19 protein-coding genes are annotated in these 24,227 nt (G+C 60.6%); 8 read left to right on the top strand and 11 right to left on the bottom strand.

Annotated elements, in window-relative coordinates; translation table 11 throughout:
• Position 1: 1 nt before the first annotated feature.
• Positions 2–1,822, bottom strand: a complete 1,821-nt coding sequence (locus ACR3EN_RS10845) for an ABC transporter ATP-binding protein (protein WP_480822611.1) — start codon at positions 1,820–1,822, stop codon at positions 2–4.
• A gap of 285 nt (positions 1,823–2,107) precedes the next feature.
• Here ACR3EN_RS10845 and ACR3EN_RS10840 point away from each other — a divergent pair, with 285 nt between their 5' ends.
• From ACR3EN_RS10840 to ACR3EN_RS10830, 3 genes are all read left to right on the top strand, one after another.
• Positions 2,108–3,814 (top strand): peptide ABC transporter substrate-binding protein, encoded by a 1,707-nt coding sequence (locus tag ACR3EN_RS10840; RefSeq protein WP_480870568.1) that lies wholly within the window; start codon positions 2,108–2,110, stop codon positions 3,812–3,814.
• A 94-nt stretch (positions 3,815–3,908) separates the two neighbouring features.
• Entirely contained in the window at positions 3,909–4,916 is a 1,008-nt protein-coding gene (locus ACR3EN_RS10835) for an ABC transporter permease (protein WP_170573004.1), read from the top strand.
• On the top strand, positions 4,909–5,889 hold the full coding sequence (locus tag ACR3EN_RS10830; protein WP_480822616.1) for an ABC transporter permease: 981 nt from the start codon (positions 4,909–4,911) through the stop codon (positions 5,887–5,889). Before ACR3EN_RS10835 ends, ACR3EN_RS10830 begins: the two co-directional genes overlap by 8 nt.
• A 114-nt stretch (positions 5,890–6,003) precedes the next feature.
• Here ACR3EN_RS10830 and ACR3EN_RS10825 read toward each other — a convergent pair whose 3' ends face one another.
• From ACR3EN_RS10825 to ACR3EN_RS10800, 6 genes are all read right to left on the bottom strand, one after another.
• Complete coding sequence (locus tag ACR3EN_RS10825) at positions 6,004–7,032, bottom strand: MFS transporter (RefSeq protein ID WP_480918413.1); 1,029 nt, start codon at positions 7,030–7,032, stop codon at positions 6,004–6,006.
• A 68-nt stretch (positions 7,033–7,100) separates the two neighbouring features.
• Positions 7,101–8,378, bottom strand: a complete 1,278-nt coding sequence (locus ACR3EN_RS10820; protein ID WP_480822620.1) for a DUF3422 family protein — start codon at positions 8,376–8,378, stop codon at positions 7,101–7,103.
• Between the two features lie 107 nt (positions 8,379–8,485).
• Complete coding sequence (locus tag ACR3EN_RS10815; RefSeq protein WP_480822622.1) at positions 8,486–8,842, bottom strand: VOC family protein; 357 nt, start codon at positions 8,840–8,842, stop codon at positions 8,486–8,488.
• Between the two features lie 160 nt (positions 8,843–9,002).
• Entirely contained in the window at positions 9,003–10,454 is a 1,452-nt protein-coding gene (locus ACR3EN_RS10810) for an NAD(P)(+) transhydrogenase (Re/Si-specific) subunit beta (protein ID WP_480822624.1), read from the bottom strand.
• A 13-nt stretch (positions 10,455–10,467) separates the two neighbouring features.
• On the bottom strand, positions 10,468–12,039 hold the full coding sequence (locus tag ACR3EN_RS10805; protein ID WP_480822626.1) for a Re/Si-specific NAD(P)(+) transhydrogenase subunit alpha: 1,572 nt from the start codon (positions 12,037–12,039) through the stop codon (positions 10,468–10,470).
• 132 nt (positions 12,040–12,171) lie between these two features.
• Entirely contained in the window at positions 12,172–12,621 is a 450-nt protein-coding gene (locus ACR3EN_RS10800) for a methyltransferase family protein (RefSeq protein WP_480822628.1), read from the bottom strand.
• A 196-nt stretch (positions 12,622–12,817) separates the two neighbouring features.
• Here ACR3EN_RS10800 and kynU point away from each other — a divergent pair, with 196 nt between their 5' ends.
• Positions 12,818–14,011, top strand: coding sequence for a kynureninase (kynU, locus tag ACR3EN_RS10795; RefSeq protein ID WP_480822630.1), 1,194 nt, complete (start codon positions 12,818–12,820; stop codon positions 14,009–14,011).
• Here kynU and ACR3EN_RS10790 read toward each other — a convergent pair.
• Complete coding sequence (locus tag ACR3EN_RS10790) at positions 14,004–14,582, bottom strand: TetR/AcrR family transcriptional regulator (protein WP_480822632.1); 579 nt, start codon at positions 14,580–14,582, stop codon at positions 14,004–14,006. The genes kynU and ACR3EN_RS10790 overlap by 8 nt on opposite strands.
• A gap of 97 nt (positions 14,583–14,679) precedes the next feature.
• On the opposite strand from ACR3EN_RS10790, the gene ACR3EN_RS10785 reads away from it, so the two are divergent.
• Together ACR3EN_RS10785 and ACR3EN_RS10780 are read left to right on the top strand one after the other, a co-directional pair.
• Positions 14,680–15,144 carry a (2Fe-2S)-binding protein gene (locus ACR3EN_RS10785; protein ID WP_480822634.1) on the top strand — a complete coding sequence of 155 codons (465 nt, stop codon included), beginning with the start codon at positions 14,680–14,682 and terminating at the stop codon, positions 15,142–15,144.
• A gap of 3 nt (positions 15,145–15,147) precedes the next feature.
• The gene (locus tag ACR3EN_RS10780; protein ID WP_480822636.1) at positions 15,148–17,388 is read left to right on the top strand and encodes a xanthine dehydrogenase family protein molybdopterin-binding subunit; all 2,241 of its coding nucleotides are present in this window, start codon (positions 15,148–15,150) and stop codon (positions 17,386–17,388) included.
• 5 nt (positions 17,389–17,393) lie between these two features.
• Here the strand turns inward: ACR3EN_RS10780 and ACR3EN_RS10775 are convergent, their stop codons facing one another.
• From ACR3EN_RS10775 to ACR3EN_RS10765, 3 genes are all read right to left on the bottom strand, one after another.
• A complete protein-coding gene (locus ACR3EN_RS10775; RefSeq protein WP_480822638.1) occupies positions 17,394–18,173 on the bottom strand; it encodes a gamma-glutamyl-gamma-aminobutyrate hydrolase family protein in 780 nt (259 codons plus the stop codon).
• A gap of 133 nt (positions 18,174–18,306) precedes the next feature.
• Positions 18,307–18,732, bottom strand: coding sequence for a GlcG/HbpS family heme-binding protein (locus ACR3EN_RS10770; RefSeq protein WP_480822640.1), 426 nt, complete (start codon positions 18,730–18,732; stop codon positions 18,307–18,309).
• Between the two features lie 81 nt (positions 18,733–18,813).
• The gene (locus ACR3EN_RS10765) at positions 18,814–20,949 is read right to left on the bottom strand and encodes a malate synthase G (protein ID WP_480822642.1); all 2,136 of its coding nucleotides are present in this window, start codon (positions 20,947–20,949) and stop codon (positions 18,814–18,816) included.
• A 207-nt stretch (positions 20,950–21,156) separates the two neighbouring features.
• Between ACR3EN_RS10765 and pepN the strand changes: the two genes are divergently transcribed.
• Entirely contained in the window at positions 21,157–23,709 is a 2,553-nt protein-coding gene (gene pepN / locus ACR3EN_RS10760) for an aminopeptidase N (protein ID WP_480822644.1), read from the top strand.
• A complete protein-coding gene (locus ACR3EN_RS10755) occupies positions 23,706–24,134 on the top strand; it encodes a hypothetical protein (RefSeq protein ID WP_480822646.1) in 429 nt (142 codons plus the stop codon). The genes pepN and ACR3EN_RS10755 overlap by 4 nt, the downstream gene beginning before the upstream one ends.
• Positions 24,135–24,227 lie beyond the last annotated feature (93 nt).

Raw genomic sequence — 24,227 nt, 5'->3', positions numbered from 1 at the left:
TTCAGTATCCGCTGTCGGTCGTCAGCACGAAGTGACCCGGTTCAACCTCGTTATACTGCGAGGGTTCGGGCGCGTAACCAATCGGATGAATTGGCGACGGGATCGGTTTGAAGTTCAAGTCTTTTTCCGATTTTCGCTTGTTCGGATCAGCAATCGGCACAGCCTTCATCAGTGCCTGCGTGTAGGGGTGCTGAGGATTCTCGAACACCCGCGCTCGCGGTCCCAGCTCGACAATCCGACCCAGATACATCACGCCTACATGGTGGCTGACACGTTCGACCACAGCCATATCGTGGCTGATGAACAGATAGCTGAGGTTCAGTTCCGATTGCAGCTCCATCATCAGGTTCAGAACCTGCGCCTGCACCGAGACGTCCAGCGCCGAGACCGCCTCATCCGCTACAATCAGCTTGGGGTTCAGGGCCAGCGCGCGGGCGATCGCGATTCGCTGACGTTGACCGCCCGACATCTCATGTGGGAAGCGGCGCATGAAGCTGCGCGGCAGTTGCACCTTGTCAAACAGTTGCGCCACCCGGTCCTGCAATTCCGACCCCGAGGCGACGCCGTAATTGCGCATCGGTTCCGCCACCTGATCGACCAGTTGCATCTGTGGGTTCAGCGAGGCGAACGGGTCCTGAAAGATCATCTGCATATCCAGCCGCGCCTTGCGCAGGCCCGCCGGATCCAGCTTCATGATATCGACGCCGTCCAGATCGACCTCACCCTTCATCGGCTCGACCAGACGCAGGATCGAGCGCCCGGCTGAAGACTTGCCGCAGCCCGACTCACCCACAAGGCTGAGGGTCTGACCGCGGTTGATGGTGAACGACACATCCTCAACCGCGTGCACGTTCGAAATGGTCCGCCGCAGCAATCCGCCTTTGACCGGGAAGCGCGTGGTCAGGTTTTTGACCGTCAGCAGCACATCGTCAGTACCCGGAATCGGCGCGATGTTCTGGCCTTCGACACCCAGCAACTTCATCGGCTCGGGCGCGGCCTTGCCCTGCATCTCGCCCAGCTTGGGCACCGCAGCCAACAGCGCTTTGGTGTAATCGTGCTGCGGGTTTTCGAAGATTTCGGTGACCGTGCCTTCTTCGACCTTGTTGCCCCGGAACATTACGACCACGCGGTCGGCCATCTGGGCCACTACAGCCATGTCATGGGTGATGAACATCACCGCCGTGCCGGTTTCGCGCTTGAGCCGGTCCATCAGGGCCAGAATCTCGGCCTGAATGGTCACATCCAGCGCGGTCGTGGGTTCATCCGCAATCAGCAGGCGCGGTTCGCAGGCCATGGCCATCGCAATAACGACGCGCTGCCTCATGCCACCCGACAATTCGTGCGGGTATTGCTTCAACCGCCGCTCGGGCTCGGGGATGCGGACCTGCCGCAGCAGCTCCAACGCCCGCTCCTCGGCTTGTGCCTTGGACATATCCTTGTGGATGCGCAGCCCTTCGGTCAGCTGCCGCCCCACCGTGAACACCGGGTTCAGGGCGGTCATCGGCTCCTGAAAGATCATCCCGATCTCATTGCCGCGAATCTGTTTCATCAGATCCTGATTGGCATCGGCCAAATTCATCTCATCGCCATCGCGGCGATCAAATAACAATTGCCCGCCCGCAATCTCGCCCCCGCCGAACTCGACCAGTCGCATCAACGACAGCGAGGACACCGACTTGCCGGACCCGGATTCGCCAACGATACATACAGTTTCACCGGGGTTCACCTCGAACGAGACATCCTCGACGCCGACCACCGGACCGTCCTTGGTCTGAAACTCGACCCGCAGTTTTTTGATCTGGGCAATAGGCTGATCCAGCACGCGCGCTCTCCCCTTGGCGGCTTTTTGGTTTGAGTGCCAAACGCTAAGGCGGGGGGGCGGGAAAAGTCAAACCCATTGCCGGTTTTCCTGCAGGCAAGGCTTGCAATTTTCTAAAACTCTGTTTCGATACGCCGCGTAACCGCTTTGGGGAGAAGACGGAAAACACGTTCGCGTGACTGCCGTTATCGTTGTTTTTCAACGCATTAAACCCCATTGCGGCAACGCCTAATCCGCGGGCATCGCGGAAAAGACCGAGACACGAATGTGTCCAACATGGAGTGTATGATGAAAATCAAAACCCTTTTGCTTGGTGCGATTGCAAGCACGGCAATGGCCCCGATGGCCTTTGCCGAGCGCGGATCGGACGGCAATGTCAGCATTATTTACTGGCAGGCCCCGTCGATCATGAACCCGTTCCTGTCGGGCGGCACCAAGGATGTGGAAGCAGCGTCGCTGGTGATCGAACCTCTGGCGCGCTATGACCAGGACGGGAACATGGTTCCGTTTCTTGCGGCTGAAATCCCGACCGTTGAAAATGGCGGCGTCAGCGAAGATCTGACAACGATTACATGGAAGATTGCACCCGGTCTCACCTGGTCGGACGGTACGCCGTTCACGTCGGCAGATGTGAAGTTCACCGCTGATTACTGCATGCACCCCGAAGGCGGTTGTGCGCAGGTGACCAAATTCGAAGGCGTCACCTCGGTTGAGGCCGTGGACGACCTGACGGTCAAAGTCACCTTCGATGCACCGACACCCTTCCCATACGGCCCGTTTGTGGGCGGTGAAAGCCCGATCATTCAGGCCGCTCAGTTCGCCGATTGTGTAGGCGCAAAAGCCCCCGAATGCACCGATGAGAACTTTAACCCGATCGGCACCGGGCCGTTTGTCGTCACCGAGTTCAAGCCGAACGACGTGATCACTTTTACGGCCAATGAGAATTATCGTGATCCGGCCAAACCGGCCTTTGCGTCTGTGACCTTCAAAGGCGGTGGCGATGCGACAGCCGCAGGCCGTGCTGTCATGGAAACCGGCGAGTTCGATTACGCCTGGAACCTGCAGCTGGCACCCGAAGTGATCGCTCAGATGCAAGAAGGCGGCAAGGGCACTCCGGTCGCAGGCTTCGGCCCGCTGGTCGAGCGTATCATGCTGAACCAGACCAACCCGTCGCCCGATCTGCCGGAAGGCGAGCGTTCGACAGCCAAGCATCCGCATCCGTTCCTGCAGGATCCTGCGGTTTACAAAGCCATGTCCATGGCCATCGACCGCCCGCTGCTGGTCGAGATCGGCTATGGTCAGGCTGGCAAGGTGACCTGTAACTGGGTCCCGGCTCCGGCTGCGTTCAACTCGACCTCGATGACCTGTGATACGCAGGATATCGCAGGCGCAAACGCGCTGCTGGATGAGGCTGGCATCGTAGACACCAATGGCGACGGCATCCGTGAAAAAGACGGCGTTCCGCTGAAAATCGTCTATCAGACCTCGACCAACGCTGTCCGTCAGGATTTCCAGGCGCTGATCAAGGAATGGTGGAGCCAGATCGGCATCGAAACCGAACTGCGCAACATCAACGCATCGGTCTTCTTCGGTGGTGATCCGGGCTCGCCCGATACGTTCCAGAAGTTCTATGCTGATGTTGAGATGTACGCCAACACCTTCAACGGCACCGATCCGCAGTCCTATCTGGGCAACGGTCTGTGCGACAAGGCCCCGCGTCCTGAGACGCAGTGGCAAGGCGAAAACATCAGCCGCTTCTGCAACGAGGAATTCGACAGGCTGCACGGTCAGCTCGCCGAAACCGCCGGTCTGGAAGCCCGCGCCGAGATCGCGAAACAGCTGAACGACATCATCGTTCAGAACGGCGGTATGATCCCGCTGGTACACCGTGGTCGCCTGTCGGCGCACTCGAACACGCTGGGTGGCGTTGTCCTGAACGTTTGGGACAGCGAACTGTGGAACATTGCGGACTGGTACCGCAAAACCGGTTCCTAAACCTTAGCCTTGCAAAACTGCGCCCCGGTCCATATCGGGGCGCAGTCTTTTGCACGCCACCCCAACAAGAAGACGCATATAAAGGCGCCTCTTAATGCTTAACTTTACCATTCGACGACTGGTGCTGGCCGTACCCACGCTGCTGTTCATCAGCCTCGTCATCTTCCTGCTGTTGGAACTCGCCCCCGGCGACCCGATGGCGCAGGTTCCGCTCACCGTTCCGCCTGAAGTCAAAGAGAAAATGCGCGAGGCGCTTGGCCTCGGCCAGCCGATGCATATCCGGTTCTGGAAATGGATCGTGCAGTTCTTCTGGATCGAACCTCAGGTTCTGGTCGACCATATGTTCGGCACCACTTTCTCCGAAGGTGACCTGCGCGTGATTTCGTGGCAGACCCGCTCACCCGTCATGGACATCGTCGTTCAGCGTATCCCGCAGACCCTGTGGGTTGTTGGCACCGCCTATGTGGTTGCCATCCTGATCGCACTGCCCATCGGCATCTATTCCGCCTATCGCCAGTATTCCTGGTTCGACCAGATGGGCACATTCGTGTCGATGGTCGGTTTCTCGGTCCCGCCCTTCTTCTCGGGCGTGCTGGTGATCGTGATCTTCTCGGTCCAGCTTGGCTGGTTCCCGTCGATCTATGACACCACCCATGTGGTCAACAGCTGGGACAGCTTCGTCGTGCAGTTGAAACAGATGATCATGCCGGTGATGGTTCTGGCGCTGCAGATCACGGCGCAGCTGAGCCGGTTCATGCGCGCCTCAATGCTGGACAACCTCAATCAGGATTACGTCCGCACCGCCCGCGCCAAGGGCCTCAGCGAATACACCGTCGTCATGGTCCACGTCCTGCGCAACTCGATGATCCCGGTGGTCACCGTGATCGCGCTGGGTATTCCGGCCATCTTCGGCGGGGCCATTATCACCGAGCAGGTGTTCAAGGTGAACGGCATCGGCCAGTTGCTGATCGGGGCCATTCAGGCCAACGACCTGCCGATGGTGCAGACCCTGACCTTCATCTTTGCCGTGTTGATCGTGCTGTTCAACCTGATCGCCGACGTCCTGTACGGCATTCTGGACCCGAGGATTCGCTATGACTGATACCGATAAATCAGACACGCTGATCCCGGACGAAGGATTGGCCGCCGCCTCCACTGCCGTTCCCGGTGCGGGCACAATAGAGGAACTGACCACCCCTCCCCGCAGCCAGTGGCGGGACGTTTGGGATCAGTTCAAAACCCACAAGGGCGCGATGATCGGGGCGATCCTGTTCATCTTCATCGTCGCGGCCGTGTATCTGGGTCCGTTTATCTGGACGATCGACCCGACCCAGATCGACATCCGGTCGCGCAATCAGGGGCCCAGCCTTGCGCATCCGTTTGGTACCGATCAGTTGGGCCGGGACATTCTGGCGCGGATGATGTCGGGCGGTCAGACCTCGGTTTCGGTCGGCATCACCGCAATGCTGCTGGCGCTGTTTCTGGGTTCGTTCATCGGCGTTCTGGCCGGGTTCTTCAAACGGCTGGACGGCCCGCTGATGCGCCTAACCGACCTGTTTCTGGCACTGCCCCTTCTGCCCCTGCTGCTGGTCATGATGCTGTTGTTCCGCGAGCCGCTGTCGGCAGCTTTCGGACTTGAGCGCGGCATCTTCATCCTGATCGTCTGCGCCATCGGCATCACCTCGTGGATGCCCACCGCGCGGATCGTGCGGGGGGACGTTTTGGCCATCAAGGAACGTGAATTTGTTCTGGCCGCCCGGTCCATCGGCACCAGCAACAGCCAAATCATCACACGGCACATCCTGCCGAACGTGCTGTCTCCGATCATGGTGTCGGCAACGCTGGGTATCGCCACGGCGATCATCACAGAAAGCGCGCTGTCCTTCCTGGGCCTTGGCTTCCCGCCGGATTTCCCGACATGGGGCCGGTTGCTGTTCGATGGCGTCGACTACCTGCAGCAATACCCCGAGCGTGTGTTCTGGCCCGGTCTGGCGATCTCGCTGACCGTGCTCAGCGTGAACTATCTGGGCGACGGCCTACGCGACGCACTGGACCCGCGTATCCGCGGACGCTAAGCGAACCTCAGTCGGCGCGCTTCAGCGCGCCGGCCAACAGGATGATCAGCACGGCCAGCGGCAACAGAACCGCAAAAGCCAGCCGCAGGGTCATCAACTCGGCCAGAAACCCGATCAAAGGGGCCCGATCAGCAACCCTCCGTAGCCCAAAGTTGCGACGCTGGCGATCGCCTGTCCGGGTGGCACGTCCGGGTCGTTGGCGGCGCGACTGAAGGCCAATGGCATGATCACCGCATATCCCACACCCATCAGCGCAAAGCCTGCCAGCGCCGATCCGGGCTGCCCTGCTGACACCACGCCAAAGACGCCCAAAGCGGCACATATCCCCCCAAACCGGGCCGTAGCAACAGGACCAAACCGGGCGATGACCACACCGCCCGCAAGCCGAAACACAACCATAGTCACGGAAAAGACCGCATATCCAAGCGCGGCGACGCTCTCGGCTGCACCTGTCTCATCACGCAGGAAAATGGCGCTCCAATCCGCAACTGCCCCTTCCCCCAACGCGCCGCACAGCGCCGTGAACCCGACCAGAACCAAAGCCCCCGACGGCAAGGCGAACACCGATCCCGGTTCCGAAACCGTGCGCTTTGAGGTCCAGCGCACCCAGGACAAACCAAGCGCAAGCGCCACCACGATGCCACCGGCCAGCAGAAAATGCTGCAGCACGGTCAGGTCCATCTGAACCGCACCATACCCGCTGAGCGCACCCAGCCCGGCCCCAAGGCTCCACATCGCGTGGAACGAGGACATGACCGGCTTGTCATAGGCCTGCTCAACCTCGGCCGCCCAGGCATTCATCGCCACATCCATCGAGCCATGGAATGCACCAAACACAAACAAAAACGCCGCGAGCAACCAGAACCCGCCCGCAAAGGCCAACAGCACCAGCGAAAACGTATAGAGCACGGCGATCACACGCGTTATCGCGACCGCTCCGAACCTGTCGGTCAGACGTCCTGTAATGGGAAACGAACACACCGCGCCCGCCGCCATGAACAGCAATCCCAGCCCCAACGCCTCATGCGTCAGCTCCAGCTTGTCGCGGACCGCAGGGATACGAGACGCCCAGATACCAAACAGCGCCCCGTTCAAAATGAACATGGCGGCAACAGCGCGCCACGCAGCCACAATACCGATCACAGAAGGCCCTCGCGAAATCCGTAAAACGCCGCCCGTTCTACAGATCATTCATCGATTGGCAAAGACAGCTATTCCAAACGCTTGCGAACTCTGCGAACCGCAAACCAAACGGCAAGTACAACAGGCAGCGTCACGATCGCTGTCAACATGCCCTTGCCGATGCCGGCCTGCGTCAGCGGGTAAAGCACGTAACTCACCAGCGAAACCGCATAATAACTGATCGCCACGACCGAGAGCCCTTCGACAGTATGCTGAAGCCGCAACGCCAGATCGGCACGGCGATCCATGCTTTCAAGCAAGGCCTGATTCTGTGCGCTTCGCTCCACATCCACCCGGGTGCGCAGCAGCTCTCCGGCCCGGATTGCCCGATCAGACAGCGTCTGCAACCTGCGTTCGGTCGACTTAACCGTGCGCATGGCAGGATCGTAGCGGCGCATCATAAAATCAGCAAAACTCTGACCGCCCTCGAAACGGTCTTCGCGCAGCACCTGAATCCTCTGATTGACGAGGGCCTCATAAGCCCCTGTCGCGCCAAATCTGAATGAGCATTGTGCTGCGAGCGTTTCAAGCTCGGTCGACACAGACAACAGGTCCGGCAGCAACGCATCAGGATGGGCGGCATTGTCAGTCATTTGCCCCATCAGTCGCGTCAACTGTCCATCCAGCTCTGAAACGCGCGGCGCCAACTGCTTGACGCGGGCGAACCCCAGCATCGACATCGCCTTGTAGGTCTCGATCTCGCACAATCGCTGAATGATCCGCCCGGTACGGCGCTCTCCGGTTCCTTTATCAACGAACAACGCAAACCGCATGTGCCCGGCCGGATCGATGCGAAAGTCGCTGGCGCAAATGGCCGAGTCATCCAGCACGCGCGCAACGGCCAGGCTTTCTGGTTCAAACCAGTCACTCAAAGCTGCACGCACGGCATCATCCGACCCACGCTCAACCACCCGCACCATGGCCGAGGTCACCCGCTGGCCGGGGCTGGTCATCAGCCAATCCGTTGGGAATACCTCGAAATCGGCGGGGTTGAAGGGCCGGTCACTGACATTCTGCGTGATCGAGGTATAGGTTACGAATTCCGTATGTTGCTCCCATTTCAACCAATGACGCCCGATCTGGCCCGCATAATGGGTCGCCTCGGGCTGCGGGTGCTGCGCCCCATGGCGATCCAGCAGATCTATCAGGTGCGCCATATCTTTATCCCGATCCCGCGCCACTGCTGTGGTGGGCTTTTTGATCGCCAGAAACACCACAGTGCACGGTGCCGAGGCCGTCGGAAAAGGTCGCGCGTGCAACTCATTGGCCAGCGCATAGCGCAGCGGATGGTCATCAATGGGCGTCATCTGGGGCTCCGTTAGGTCGAGCGTACTATACGCCACAGGATAGATACATCAATTATCTTTTTATTTCATACGCTTACATGGATACCACGGTATGCAAGCCCGTTATCTCACTGATTTGGCTCCCATAGCTCGATCGGGTTACCCTCGGGATCATGTATCCGGGCAAATTTTCCGACCTCACTGTCCCAATCCGGGTGCGTTTCCACCACGATGTCGGCTGCCCGCAGCTGCGCGATCATAGCGCCCAGATCATCGACGCGGAAATTGATCATCCATTGCTGCTCTGCCTTGCCGAAATACTCGGTGTCCCGAGCGAACGGCGCAAAGACCGTATATCCCTCGCGCTGCTTCCAGGGCACGGGGTCATAGTGGTTGACGCCAAGATGCGCCTCATACCAATCCCGCAAAGCCTCAGGATCATGGGCCCGAAAGAAAACCCCGCCTATTCCGTTTACTTTCTGCATCTCCACCTCCGGCCATCAGGTTCCACCCCAGAATAACACACTCCGCTCGCTTCATCTGGCCAGAAATATCCTGGGGGTTTGGGGGCAAAGCCCCCATTCAAAAAAAGCAAAGAAAAGGGCGCCTTCTGGCGCCCTTTACGATCGTATTATGCCAGCCGATTCAGTCGATCATCGGCAACAGCTTGTCCAGCGACGCTTTTGCATCGCCATAGAACATCCGTGTGTTCTCCTTGAAGAACAGCGGGTTTTCGATACCCGAATAGCCAGTTCCCTGACCACGCTTGGACACGAACACCTGCTTGGCCTTCCAGCATTCCAGAACCGGCATTCCGGCGATGGGGCTATTGGGATCTTCCTGCGCCGCAGGGTTCACGATGTCGTTCGAGCCGATGACGATGGCCACATCCGTGTCCGGGAAGTCATCATTAATCTCGTCCATCTCCAGTACGATGTCATAGGGTACCTTGGCCTCGGCCAGCAGCACGTTCATGTGTCCAGGCAGACGACCGGCAACCGGGTGGATCGCAAAACGCACCTCTTTGCCCTTGGCACGCAGCTTGCGGACCAGCTCAGAGACCGATTGCTGCGCCTGCGCCACGGCCATGCCGTAGCCCGGGATGATGACGATGCTATCGGCGTCGTTCAGAGCGGCTGCCACACCATCAGCCTCGATGGCGATCTGCTCACCCTCAACCGCCATCTGCTCGCCCTGCGGGCCGCCAAAACCACCCAGGATCACGCTGACAAAGTGGCGGTTCATCGCCTTGCACATGATGTAGGACAGGATCGCACCCGACGAGCCCACCAGCGCACCCACCACGATCAGCAGGTCATTGCCCAGCGAGAAGCCAATCGCCGCCGCAGCCCAACCCGAATACGAGTTTAGCATCGATACCACCACCGGCATATCGGCACCACCGATGCCCATGATCAGGTGATAACCGATGAACAGCGCCGCCAGCGTCATCAGGAACAGCGGGAAGAACCCACCAGACGCGGTGTACCAGATCAGACAGATCAGCGAGAGCCCCGCCGCAGCCGCATTCAACGCATGACCGCCCGGCAGCTTGGTCGCCGCCGACGTCACCTTGCCCGCCAGCTTGCCATAGGCCACGACCGAGCCGGTAAAGGTGATCGCCCCGATGAAGATGCCCAGGAACAGCTCGACATGCAGGATCGAAACCTCGGCCGCCGTCTTCTTGGCGATCAGCTTGCCGAATTCGCCCAGCCCGGACAGCTCAACCTCTTTCGCGGCATCCGCGATGGCGAACAGCTCGGCGACGTTCAGGATTTCGAAATGGGCGTTATAACCTACGAACACAGCCGCCAGACCGACAAGGCTGTGCATCGCCGCCACCAGCTGCGGCATCTCGGTCATCTGCACCCGCTGCGCCACATATTGACCGATCAGGCCACCGCCGATCAGCAGCAGCAGCGACAGCAGCCACAGGCCCGAGCCCGGACCAACCAGCGTAGCAAAGACCGCCAGCGCCATACCGACGATACCATACCAGACCGCGCGCTTGGCACTTTCCTGGTTCGACAGACCGCCGAGGGACAGAATGAAAAGGACAGCCGCAACAACATAAGCGGCAGAAGTGAAGCCAATCATATGCCCGACCTCCTTAAGATTTCTGGAACATGGCGAGCATGCGCCGGGTTACGAGGAAGCCACCGAAGATGTTGACCCCGGCCATAAAGACGGACAGCGCCGCCAGCAGAATGACCAGGAACGATCCCGATCCGATCTGCATCAACGCTCCAACGATAATAATCGACGAGATCGCGTTGGTGATCGCCATCAGCGGCGTGTGCAAACTGTGCGAGACATTCCAGATCACTTGAAAGCCCACAAAGATCGCCAGCACAAAAACGATGAAGTGCTGCATGAAACTGGCCGGAGCGATCAGCCCCACCAACAGCATCAACGCGCCGCCGACACCCAGCAGGGTGAACTGCTGTTTTGTCTGCGCCTTGAAGGCCGCAATCTCTTGCGCTTTCTTCTCTTCCGGGGTCAGTTCCTTGACCTCGGGCTTTTTCTGCGCCGCAATCGCCTGCACCTTGGGCGGCGGCGGCGGGAAGGTGATCTCGCCTTCGTGCGTCACGGTCGCGCCCCGGATCACGTCATCTTCCATGTCGTGGTTGACCTTGCCGTCCTTCTCAGGCGTCAGGTCCGCCATCATGTGACGGATGTTCGTGGCATAGAGCGACGAGGACTGTGCCGCCATCCGGCTGGGGAAGTCGGTATAGCCGATGATGGTCACGCCATTGTCGGTCACGATCTTCTCATCCGCGACGGTCAGCTTGCAGTTGCCGCCCTTTTCTGCCGCCAGATCGACGATGACCGAGCCCGGCTTCATCGCCTCGACCATATCCTTGGTCCAAAGCTCGGGCGCTTCACGGTTCGGGATCAGCGCGGTGGTGATCACGATGTCCATCTCAGGGGCTAGCTCACGGAACTTGGCCAGCTGCGCCTCGCGGAACTCGTCCGACTGGACGGAGGCATAACCACCGGTCGCAGCACCGTCCTGTTGGTCTTCTTCGAAATCCAGATACACAAACTCGGCACCCATGGATTCGACCTGTTCGGCCACTTCGGGGCGCACGTCGAACGCATAGGTGATCGCACCCAGCGAGGTCGAGGTCCCGATCGCGGCCAGACCGGCCACGCCCGCGCCAACGATCAGCACCTTGGCAGGCGGGACCTTGCCGGCGGCCGTCACCTGACCGGTAAAGAAACGGCCGAAGTTGTTGCCCGCCTCGATCACCGCGCGGTAACCGGCGATGTTGGCCATGGACGACAGCGCATCCATTTTCTGAGCCCGGCTGATGCGCGGCACCATTTCCATAGCAATGACGGTCGCACCCTTGGATTTGGCTAGTTCCATCCCCTCTTCATTCCCGGCAGGATTGAAGAACGAAATCAGGGTCTTGTCCTTGGTCAGACGCTTCAGCTCGGTCTCGGACGGCTGACGCACCTTGGCGATGATATCCGCCGCTTTCCACAGCGCGGCAGGGGTCTTGATGACCTCGACACCGGCGGCCTCATACGCGGCGTCTGAAAAGCCGGCGGCAGCGCCCGCGCCTTTTTCGATCAGACACTCATAGCCCAGTTTCTGCAACTGCGCCGCCGAGTCCGGGGTCATCGCGACCCGGTTCTCGCCTTTGAATATTTCTTTTGGCGTTCCAATTTTCACCAGTCGGTTCCCCCTAATTTTCGGTTCAGGCCAGGTGGGTATCCGGCATTGTTCGACAAGCCGACACTTATCTTGCGCAAGATTGTTTCGCAAGCGCAGCAATAGTGACGCTGTGTCATGATCCCCACACCCTCAGATCCAGCGCCGGGTCTTGCGTTCATAGCGCGCAAAGTCGGCACGGAAGGTGCGACGCAGGCGGTCTTCTTCCGGGATGATAAAGCGCCGTTCCAGCAGCCAGACAAAGACCGGGATCAGCACCAAGGACAGCACCGCGTCAAAGCGCAGGATCAGCCCCGCCAGGATCAGGACATCGCCCAGATAGATCGGATTGCGGCTGCGTTTGTAGATGCCGCTCTGGACCATGGCCGAGGGCGTTTCGTGCGGAATGACCGTTGTCTTGTGACGCCGGAACTCGACCACTGCCATCAGGGCCAGAATAACGCCGCCACCGATCAGCACACCGCTGAGAAGATCGGTCACTGCACCATCCAGCGACAGGCCCAAGGGCAGCACACGCGCTTGCGTCCAGGCAAGCGCAGCAAAGCCCACAAGCCAGACAGGCGGTATATCAATCAGGCGCATGGCATTCCTTAGCACGGCGACACCCAACGGCACATGTCGCTTCTGATCGACGTCCTACCGCTTTCTGACCCCAATAGCAAAAGCACAGGGTGTCGCATCGGGATAGGGCCCGGCCCTGGCTGTATCAATGGACAGGGCTGACGGGATCAGATAGGCCATTCATAACATCACCGCCTGTGAAAGCTTCAGCCTTACCATGACCGATTTTGCCAAGACCAAATCCATGTTCCACCTGCCCGACGGGATGATCTATCTCGACGGCAACTCTCTGGGTCCGCTGCCGAAATCTGCGGCTGGCCGGGTGGACGAGATGATGCAGGACGAATGGGGGCAGATGCTGATCACCGGCTGGAATAAAGCTGGCTGGATGGGGATGCCCACGGGTCTGGGTGACCGCATCGGAAGGCTGATCGGGGCAGAACCCGGCAGCGTTGTCGTGGGAGATACCCTGTCGATCAAGGTCTATCAGGCTGTCGCCTCGGCACTGGAGTTGAATCCGACCCGCAAGGTTGTTCTGTCCGACAATGGCAACTTCCCCTCGGACCTTTACATGGCCGACGGGCTGCTGCGTTCGCTCGGGCCGGATTATGAATTGCGGGTGGTCGATCCCGAAGACGTAGCCGCTCAGATCACCGAAGAGGTCGCGGTGTTGATGCTGACCGAGGTCGATTATCGCACCGGCCGCATGCACGACATGAAGGCGCTGACGGAACTGGCCCATGCAAACGGGGTTGTCACGGTTTGGGACCTCGCCCATTCTGCCGGCGCCATTCCGGTCGATCTGTCCGGGTGCAACGCCGATTTCGCTGTGGGCTGCACGTATAAATACCTCAACGGCGGCCCCGGCGCGCCGGCCTTTATTTATGTGGCTCCGCGTCTGTCGGATCGGGTGCGCCCGGCGCTGTCGGGCTGGCTGGGGCACGAATCTCCGTTTGCCTTCGACCTCGATTACCGTCCCGGTGCCGGGATCGAGCGGATGCGGGTCGGCACCCCTCCGGTCATACAGATGGCAGCGCTGTCAGCGGCGATGGATATCTGGGATACAGTCGAAATGATCGACATCCGCGCCAAATCCATCGAGTTGACCGAACTGTTTATCGCACGGGTCGAGGACACCTGCCCCGGCCTGACGCTCGCCAGTCCGCGCGATCCGCAGCAGCGTGGCAGTCAGGTGTCCTTCCGGTTTGAGGAAGGTTATGCCGCCATGCAGGCCCTAATCGCGAGCGGTGTCATCGGCGATTTCCGCGCACCAGACGTGATGCGGTTCGGCTTTACGCCGCTTTATGTCGACGAAAATGACGTCGAGCAGGCGGTTGAGATTCTTGCCGATATCATTACCAACAAGCTTTGGGACAAGCCGGAATATAAGGTCCGTCAGCGGGTTACCTGACCTCCAGCCCCGCACCTAGCAGTTCGGCCAGCTGAGAAATACGGCGTTCGAATTCGTCCGCGCTGGCGGCGGTCAGCTTGACGCCCATGAGGGTCGCGGTGATAGTCTTGGCCGTTTCCTCGGCCCCATTCGGCAGACGCACGCGGCCCGCCTCATCCTCGCGCCGCAGCCAATCAGCATAGAGCGTCGTAAGCGCAGCCTCCCCCTCGGCCAGAATGTCCGAGGCGGTGGATTTGCTGGTATCGAGCATCTCGACCCCATGGGGTGAGGCAAGAATGGCGGCCATCCCGTCGATCTGCGCCTCAATCGCGCGCGCCAGCCGACCGGAGACGCTGCCATCACCGGACAACGCCCGCGCCACATTTTCAATTTTATCAGCGTAGTGCGCCTGCGTCAGGCTGCGAACGATCGCCTCTTTGTTCTTGTAATGCAGATACACCGCCGGGCGCGACATGCCCGCGCCCTTGGCGATGTCATCCATTGATGTCTTGCGAAACCCATAGGTCGCAAACGCCTCGAGCGCCGAGGCCAGAATTGCCTGCTGCTTTGGATCGTCCAGTTTGTCTTTCATAGATTTGCTCTGACACTAATTGTCTATTTTGTCAATTGACAACCTGACATTTTTCGATAATTATGTCAGAAACCGTCACAGCCAAAAGAGGTGCGCCATGGCGACCGCCCTTAAGATCAACGGAAAGACCCATCAGGTCGATCTGCCCGACGATGTCCCCCTGTTGTGGGTTCTGCGCGACGAGGTCGGCCTGACCGGTACCAAGTTCGGCTGCGGCGTGGCCGCTTGCGGGTCTTGCACCGTGCATATCGATGGCGAGGCCGTGCGATCCTGTCAGGTCGCCCTGTCCGATGTCTGGGGCGATGTCACAACCATCGAAGGGCTGGGCACGCCGGACGCGATGGCGACGATCCAGCAAGCGTGGGTCGATCATCAGGTGGCCCAATGCGGCTACTGCCAGTCGGGCCAGATCATGCAGGCGGCAGCGCTGCTGGCCGAGAACCCCGCGCCCACGGACGCCGATATCGACGAAGCGATGCAGGGCAATCTGTGCCGCTGCGGCACCTATCCCCGCATCCGCGCCGCTATCCACGACGCCGCATCCAAGCTGAAGGAGGTCTGATCCATGGCAAGCATCGGAAAAATCCTGCGCCGCACCTTCCTGATCGGCTCGGCCGCCATTGTCGGCGGCGTGGCCTTCGGCGCATATTACGTCACCCGCCCCGCGGCGAACCCACTGAAACCGCGTGACGGTGAAACCGCGCTCAGCCCGTTTGTTTTGATCGACCAGCAGGGCGTCACACTGTTCGCTCCGCGCGCCGAGATGGGCCAGGGCGTCATGACCACATGGGCCGCCCTGATCGCCGAGGAACTGGACGTCGAACTGGAAGATATCCGCGTCCTACACGGACCGGCGGCGGCGGCTTACTACAACCATGCCCTTGTGGGCGAAGGCCTCCCGAACAAGGGCTATGACATCTCGGATTTCCAGCACAATCTGGGTGAGGCTCTGGGTGTTCTGGGCCGGACGCTTAGTTTGCAGGTCACCGGCGGCTCGACCTCGATGAAAGACGGGTTCGAGCGGATGCGTATGGCCGGTGCCACCGCCCGCGAGACACTGAAACAGGCAGCGGCGGATCAGCTGGGCGTGGACCGCGCGCAGTTGAAAACCGAAAACGGCGCGGTGGTTGCCCCCGACGGCACCCGCATCCCCTATACCGAACTGGCCGAGGCAGCTGGCCAGATCGAGCCACCCGAGGTCGCGCTGCGTGATCCCTCCGAGTGGCGCCTAATCGGCAAATCCCTGCCCCGCGTCGACATCCCCGGCAAATCCACGGGCACCGCAACTTTCGGCATCGACGTGCGCCCCGAGGACCTGAAATTCGCGTCCGTGCGTATGAACCCCAAGCTGGGCGGCGCCATGAACGGCTTTGACGCAAGTGCTGCCGAATCCATGCCCGGTGTCGAAAAGATCGTCGATCTGGGCACTGGCGTCGCGGTGATTGCGAACAACACATGGCTCGCCATGCAGGCGGTCGAAGCCATCGACGTGGACTGGGGCGATGCCCCCTACCCGCCCGAGACCGACGCCGTGTTCGCCAAGATCGCCGAGGCGTTTGACGTCGCCCCGAACTCGACCATGCGCGATGACGGCGATGTTGACGTTCTGCCCGACGGCGCGACCGAGATCACGGCGGACTATACCGTGCCCTATCTGGCCCACGCCACGATGGAGCCAATGAACGCCACCGCGCTTTATACCGGCGACAAGCTGGACCTGTGGTGCGGCAATCAGGCCCCAACCCTGATCCAGATGCGCGCGGCCAGCACCGCCGGTCTGGATACCGAAGCGGTCGAGATCCACACCACCTATCTGGGCGGCGGCTTTGGTCGCCGGGGCGAGCTGGACTTTGGCGAGATCGCCACCAAGGTCGCCATGGCCATGCCCGGCACGCCCATCCAGACCACCTGGAGCCGCGAAGAAGACATGCGCCACGACTTCTACCGCCCCGGGGCGATGGCCCGGATGCGGGGTGCGGTCAAGGATGGCAAGGCCGTGCTGATCGATGGCAAAGTGGCCTCGCAATCCCCCACCCAGCAAGCGGTCGAACGCTACACCGGCTTCCCCGGCGGCGGCCCCGACAAGGTTCTGGTCGAAGGCTTCTTCAACCAACCCTATTCGGTGCCCAACTACCGCATGGCCGGGCATATCGCCGATCTCGCCGTGCCCGTGGGCTTCTGGCGCTCGGTCGGCAACAGCCACAACGGGTTCTTCCATGAAACCTTCATGGATGAGATGGCCCATGCAGCCGGACGCGACCCGCTGGAGTTCCGACTGGAACTGGCCAAATCCGAACACGCGCCGTCAGCCGGGTGTCTGGAGGCTGTCCGGGAAATGTCAGGCTGGACCGGCAAGACCCCCGATGGCGTGGGCCGCGGCGTGGCGCTGGCCTACAGCTTCGGCACCCCGGTCGCGCAGGTGATCGAGGTGGTGGACGAGGACGGCACCATCCGTATCTCGAAGGCCTGGATCGCCTGCGACGTGGGCCTTGCGCTGGACCCGGCCACGGTCGAGGCGCAGATGATCGGCGGCATGATCTATGGCCTGTCGGCGGCAGTGTCGGGTGAGATCACCTTTGCCGATGGCGAGGTCGAGCAATACAACTTCCCCGATTATGACGCGCTGCGGATGCACACGACGCCCGCGACCGAGGTCCGCATCCTTGAGACCAACAAACATCTGGGTGGGGTCGGTGAACCCGGTACGCCTCCGTCGATGCCTGCGCTGGGGAATGCGCTGTTTAATCTGACCGGCGAGCGCGCCCGCAGCCTGCCGCTGAACCAGCAGTTCAACCTGCTGGTCTGACCGTCTCAGGCAGAACGCTGCAACCGCGCGGCGTCTCTGCCTGCGGCCCAGCTATATACGGCGCGGCCGAATTCTTCGAACAAGGGGCGCGATACCGGATCATTGGCCGCATCCCATTCGGGGTGCCATTGCACCGACAAGGTAAATCCGGGCGCGCCCTTAATATAGATCGCTTCGGGCGTGCCGTCCGGCGCATGACCGTCGATCACCACATTCTCACCCAGCGTCTTGATCCCCTGCCCGTGCAGCGTATTGGTCATGACCTCGCAAGCGCCCAGCAACCGGTGAAATACGCCTCCCTCGGTCAGCGTCACAACATGGCGCAGCGCGAATTTTTCTTCCAAAGTCCCGTCAGGCGGCATCCGGTGGTTCAACCGCCCCGGCAAATCACGAATTTCAGGGTAGAGCGTGCCACCCATGGCGACGTTGACCTCCTGAAATCCCCGGCAAATTCCGAAAAACGGCTGCCCCCGTTCGGCGCAGGCCCGGACCAGAGGCAATGTGATCGCATCCCGCGCCCGGTCGAACTCACCGTGTGCCTCGGTCGCTGGCTCTCCATATTCCTCGGGGTGAACATTCGGGCGGCCTCCTGTCAGCAGGAAACCATCACAAACTTCCAGCAGTTCGTCGACCGAAACATAACGCGGATCGGCAGGGATCAGCAGAGGGATACAATCTGACACGTTCGACACGGCATCTGAATTCATCGTCCCGCCCGCATGGGTCGGATACTGATCGTTCATCAGATAGGAATTTCCAACTATTCCGACGACGGGGCGCGCCATGTGCTGTCCTTCGTTTCAATCGCATTTGGCAAAACCTATCGACAGGCATGGCCCTGCGCAACGGCGCAGGACCTGCATGTCAGCGCAAGCGCGTGTTCAACCGCGCACAAATGATGAAAACTTCGGCAGCAGGTCAGATTTCGCCCGTCAGCCCTGCGGCTTCGATGCCCGCAAGCGCCGCCTGCGCGTCGTTGTCCGAGGTATCACCTGTTACCCCAACCGCGCCAATCACCACACCTTTGCGATCCCGCAGCAGCACGCCACCGGGCACCGGAATGACCTGTCCGCCGTAAACGCCGTTTACTGCAGCCATAAAATAAGCCTGCCCCTCGGCCCGCGCCATCTGTGCCGTACCCGCCATGCCCAACATCACAGCGCCATATGCCTTGCCATGGGCAATCGCAAAGCGACCCGGTGCAGCGTTGTTTTCACGCTCGAACGCGATCACATGCCCGCCCGCGTCCAAAACCACAACCGACAAGGGTTTCAATTCCATCTCGCGCCCTTTCTCCAGAGCCTTGCGAATGATGGTACGCGCCTTGCGTAAAGAAATAAGCATTCCCGATCCCTTTCATCTGGCCAAAAATATCCTCGGGGGAGCGCGAGGGGGCAGACAGCCCCCTCGTTCCTGCCCTCGCCGCTAGCCCAGGCTGGCCTTCAACTCCAGCCGACGCGCGTGCAAAACCGGCTCGGTATAACCCGACGGCTGCACCCGGCCCCGGAACACCAGATCACAAGCCGCCTGAAACGCGATTCCGTCAAAACCCGGTGCCATCGGGTGATAGGACGGATCTCCCTCGTTCTGACGATCCACTACGGCCGCCATTTTGCGCATCGCTGCCATCACCTGCTCCTGACTGATCAGATCATGATGCAGCCAGTTGGCCAACGCCTGCGAGGATATCCTGCAAGTCGCCCGATCCTCCATCAGGCCGATATCGTTGATGTCCGGCACTTTCGAACAGCCCACGCCCTGATCGACCCATCGCACCACGTAGCCCAGAATGCCCTGAGCGTTGTTCTCGATCTCGCGGTTGATCTCGTCCGCGCTGAGATTGCGCCCGCCCAAAAGCGGTACGGTCAACAGGTCATCCAGCGTCCCGCGCGCGCCACCAGCGGCCAGCGCGTCCTGACGCGCCTGTACATCGACCTTATGATAATGCGTTGCGTGAAGGGTTGCGGCGGTGGGTGACGGCACCCAGGCACAAGAGGCACCGGATTGCGGGTGGCCGATCTTGGCCGTAAGCATATCCCCCATCCGGTCAGGCATCGCCCACATCCCCTTGCCGATCTGCGCCTTGCCTTTCAGGCCGCAGGCTAAACCGATATCGACATTGCGATCCTCATAAGACGCAATCCACGGCGTGTCCTTGATATCGCCTTTGGGCAGCATCGGACCGGCCTCCATCGAGGTATGGATCTCATCGCCCGTACGATCAAGGAACCCGGTATTGATAAAGGCCACCCGCGATTTCGCAGCGCGGATACATTCCTTGAGGTTGGCCGAGGTCCGGCGCTCCTCATCCATGATGCCCAGCTTCACCGTGTTGCGCGGCAGGCCCAGAATATCCTCGACCATGTCGAAAATCTCGACGGCAAAGGCAACTTCCTCAGGTCCGTGCATTTTGGGCTTAACCACATAGACCGACCCGGTGACCGAATTGCCGCCCGCGCGTTTCAGGTCATGAATGGCGATCAACGTGGTGCAGAGCGCATCCATAAACCCTTCACCAATTTCGCGACCTTCTGCGTCCAGCACGGCTGGATTGGTCATCAGATGGCCGACATTGCGCACCAGCATCAGCGACCGCCCCTTGAGCGTCGAAGACGTGCCATCCGGGGCCGTGAACGCCAGATCGCCCGCCAGTTTGCGGGTAAAGGTCCTGCCGCTTTTGCTGACCTCCTCGGTCAGGTCCCCTTTCATCAGGCCCAGCCAGTTTTCATAGGCTGCCACCTTGTCGGCCCCGTCGACACAGGCGACCGAATCCTCGCAATCCATGATCGTGGACAGCGCCGATTCCAAACGGACATCTGCAATGCCCGCCGGGTCCGATGCACCGATAGCGCTGTGCGCATCGATTCTGATCTGGATGTGCAAACCGTTGTTACGCAGCAGAACGAACTCGGGTTTCGCCGCCGCTCCGCCGTAGCCCGCAAACTGCGCGGGATCAGCCAGCGTGGGCATCAATGCCCCGTCCTGAACACTCAAGCCCGAGACATCCGCCCAAGACCCGAAGGCCAGCGGCACGGCCTGATCCAGAAAATCCTTGGCCCAGGCGATCACCCGCGCACCCCGTGCCGTGTCATAGGCCTTGCCTGTCGGCACATCGCCCAGCGCATCCGTGCCGTAAAGCGCGTCATACAAGCTGCCCCAACGGGCATTCGCGGCGTTCAGCGCAAAGCGGGCATTGGTGATCGGTACGACCAATTGCGGACCAGGGATCAGGGCGATCTCGGGATCGACATTCGTGGTCTCGATCTCGAAATCTCCGCCCTCATCTACCAAATACCCGATCTCGCGCAGGAAGGATTGATATTCGCCCGGATCAATGGCGAGACCCCGCCGTGCCGCGTGCCAGCCATCAATCCGGCCTTGAATATCGGCGCGCTTTTCCAGCAGCGCACGGTTCTTCGGCCCCAGTTCATTCGCCAGGCGCGCCAGACCCGACCAGAACTGCTCTGCAGACACATCCGTACCCGGCAGCGCCTTATGTTCTATGAAGTCGACCAAAACCGGGTCAATCTGCAACCCGCTGCGGGTCTGTCTGCTGCTCATCTCCCGAATCCCCCAATATTGTGTGCCATTGTATGCGGTCATCAATTAGGGCGTTCGTTCGCTATAGGCAACTTGTGCCCCTGCGTTCTGGCCTGTCGAAACTGCGCGAAGCTGTTTCAAATCCAACAAGCCAATCACCATTGGTTGCAGCCACAGGACGAAGACCCTAACGTCGCGCCAAAGTCCCGGATGATGATGAGGCCCCCGATGCGCGACGCCACCCCCACCACGATCTATCTGAAAGACTATACGCCGTTCGGCTATCTGGTGGACAGCGTACATCTGACCTTTGATCTGGCACCGCACGCCACGCGGGTGACCTCTCGCATCGGGTTCCGTCCCAACCCCGAGGCTAAGGACCGCAGGTTCTTCCTGCATGGCGAAGACCTCAAGCTGATCCGCGCCGCGATCGACGGGGCCGCGATCCAGCCCGAAGTGACCGACGAAGGGCTGACCGCGTCGGTGCCCGACGCACCTTTCATTTGGGAGGCCGAGGTCGAGATCGATCCCGGCAACAACACCGCGCTGGAAGGGCTTTATATGTCGAACGGCATGTATTGCACCCAATGTGAGGCCGAAGGGTTCCGCAAGATCACCTATTACCCCGACCGCCCCGATGTGATGTCCACATTCACCGTGCGCATCAATGGCGATCTGCCGGTGTTGCTGTCGAACGGCAACCCCACGGCCAAGGGAGACGGCTGGGCCGAATGGGTCGATCCCTGGCCCAAACCCGCCTATCTGTTCGCGCTGGTCGCCGGAGAGCTGATCGCCCATCCCGGCCAGTTCACCACCATGTCGGGCCGTGACGTCGAACTGAACCTCTGGGTCCGCCCGGGCGACGAGGGCAAATGTGCCTTCGGCATGGAAGCCCTGAAGAAGTCGATGAAATGGGACGAGGACGTCTATGGCCGCGAATACGATCTGGACGTGTTCAACATCGTCGCCGTCGATGATTTCAACATGGGCGCGATGGAGAACAAGGGGCTGAACATTTTCAACTCCTCGGCTGTGTTGGCCAGCCCCGAAACCTCGACCGACATGAATTTCGAGCGGATCGAGGCGATCATCGCCCATGAGTATTTTCACAACTGGACCGGCAACCGCATCACCTGCCGCGACTGGTTCCAGCTGTGCCTCAAGGAAGGGCTGACCGTCCATCGCGATGCGCAGTTCACCTCGGACATGCGCTCGGCCCCGGTGAAACGCATCCATGACGCCATCGACCTGCGCGCGCGGCAATTCCCCGAGGATAACGGGCCTCTGTCGCATCCCGTGCGGCCCGAGAGTTTTCAGGAAATCAACAACTTCTACACCTCGACCGTCTACGAGAAAGGTGCCGAGGTCATCGGTATGCTGAAGCGGCTCGTGGGCGACGAGGCCTATGGCAAGGCACTCGATCTCTATTTCGACCGCCATGACGGGCAGGCCTGCACCATCGAGGATTGGTTGCAAGTGTTCGAAGACACCACGGGCCGCGACCTCAGCCAGTTCAAGCGCTGGTACAGCCAATCCGGCACCCCGCGCGTGTCGGTGCGGGAGGATTGGGCGGATGGCACCTACACCCTGACGCTGGGCCAACGGACCGAGCCGACACCGGGACAGGACGACAAGCAGCCTCAGGTGATCCCGGTCGCCATTGGCCTGCTGGGTCCGAACGGGGATGAGGTACGCGCGACCGAGGTGTTTGAGCTGACCGTGGCAGAACAAAGCTTTACCTTCACCGGCCTTGCGGCCAAGCCCGTGCCTTCGATCCTGCGCGACTTCTCGGCCCCGGTGATCCTTGAACATGAGCCGTCGAATGCCGAACGCGCCTTCCTGCTGGCCCATGACACCGACCCCTTCAACCGCTGGCAGGCGGGGCGGTCGCTGGCCGAGGACACGCTGCTGCGCATGATCACCGATGAGGCGACACCGGATGCCGATTATCTGGACGGCTTGCTGGCCGTTCTGCGCGATCAAACGCTGGATCCGGCCTATCGCGCGTTGATGCTGGGCCTGCCGACGCAATCCGAACTGGCCGCAGCGCTGCATGACAAGGGCGTCACCCCCGATCCGATGGCAATCTGGGCTGCGGTTGAAACCCTGCGTCAGGCCACCGCCCAGCATGTTCAGGACCTTCTGCCCCGGCTGCACAGCGAAACGCTGGTGGATGCCCCCTATGAACCGGACGCCGAGCAATCGGGCAAACGGGCCCTTGGGGGTGCTGCGCTGGCGCTGACCTCGCGACTGGATGGTGGCGTCAAGGCGGCCGAGGACTACGGCCGCGCCGACAACATGACACTTCAACTGACCGCCCTGTCCTGCCTGCTGCGCGCGGGCAAGGGCGAAGCCGAGCTGGAGGCGTTTTATGACCAGTGGCAGCATGACCGGCTGGTGATGGACAAATGGTTCGGACTGCAGGTTGCGATGACAGGCCCCGAAAAGACGGTCGAAACCGCGCGCAAACTGTCCGAGCACGCTGATTTCAATTGGAAAAACCCCAACCGGTTCCGCGCGTTGATGGGGTCTTTGGCGGGCAGTCATGCGGGCTTCCATCAGGCGGACGGCGCGGGTTATGCGCTGCTGGCAGACTGGCTGATCAAGCTTGACCCGGTGAACCCGCAAACCACCGCCCGGATGTGCAGCGCGTTCCAGACATGGAAACGCTATGACGCCGACCGTCAGGCCCTGATGCGCGCGCAACTGACTCGCATCGCGGACACGCAGGACCTGTCCCGGGACACCACCGAGATGGTGTCGCGCATCCTCGGCGCATGACCCCGTTCCGGTTTACTCGGCAGAACCGGAACCCGCGCACGGTTCTGATCCTGATCGGCATCTATGCGGCGCTGATCGGGCTGATGATCGTGTTTGACGCGGTCTGGTGGCTGATGGCCCTGCTGGCCCTGACCACCCTGCCCGCACTGTGGGATGTCTTCAAAGACACCAGCGCCGGGATGGAACTGACCGGCGATACCCTGCGCTGGCACAGCGGTCAGCGGCAGGGCGAACTGAAGCTGGCCGAGGTTGACCGGTTCCGCTTTGACACGCGCTGGGACTTTTCGGTGCGTGTCTCGGCGATGCTGAAATCGGACAAACGCGTGCGCCTGCCGGATGAATCACTTCCACCGCACAAGCAGTTCGAAGAGGTCCTGACACAGGCCGGATTTGCGGTCGAGCGCCATCATTTTAGAGTATTCTGAAACGATCCCCCGATTTCGAGCCGGATTGGTCGCGGAATCCTCCGCTCGCAACGTTGTTTCCTTGATTTGCAATTAATTTTTGGCAAAACTGAA

The sequence above is a fragment of the Ruegeria sp. G7 genome, from assembly GCF_056535465.1.
The sequence above is the reverse complement of the archived record's forward strand: the minus strand, read 5'-3'. Positions and strand labels throughout refer to the sequence as shown.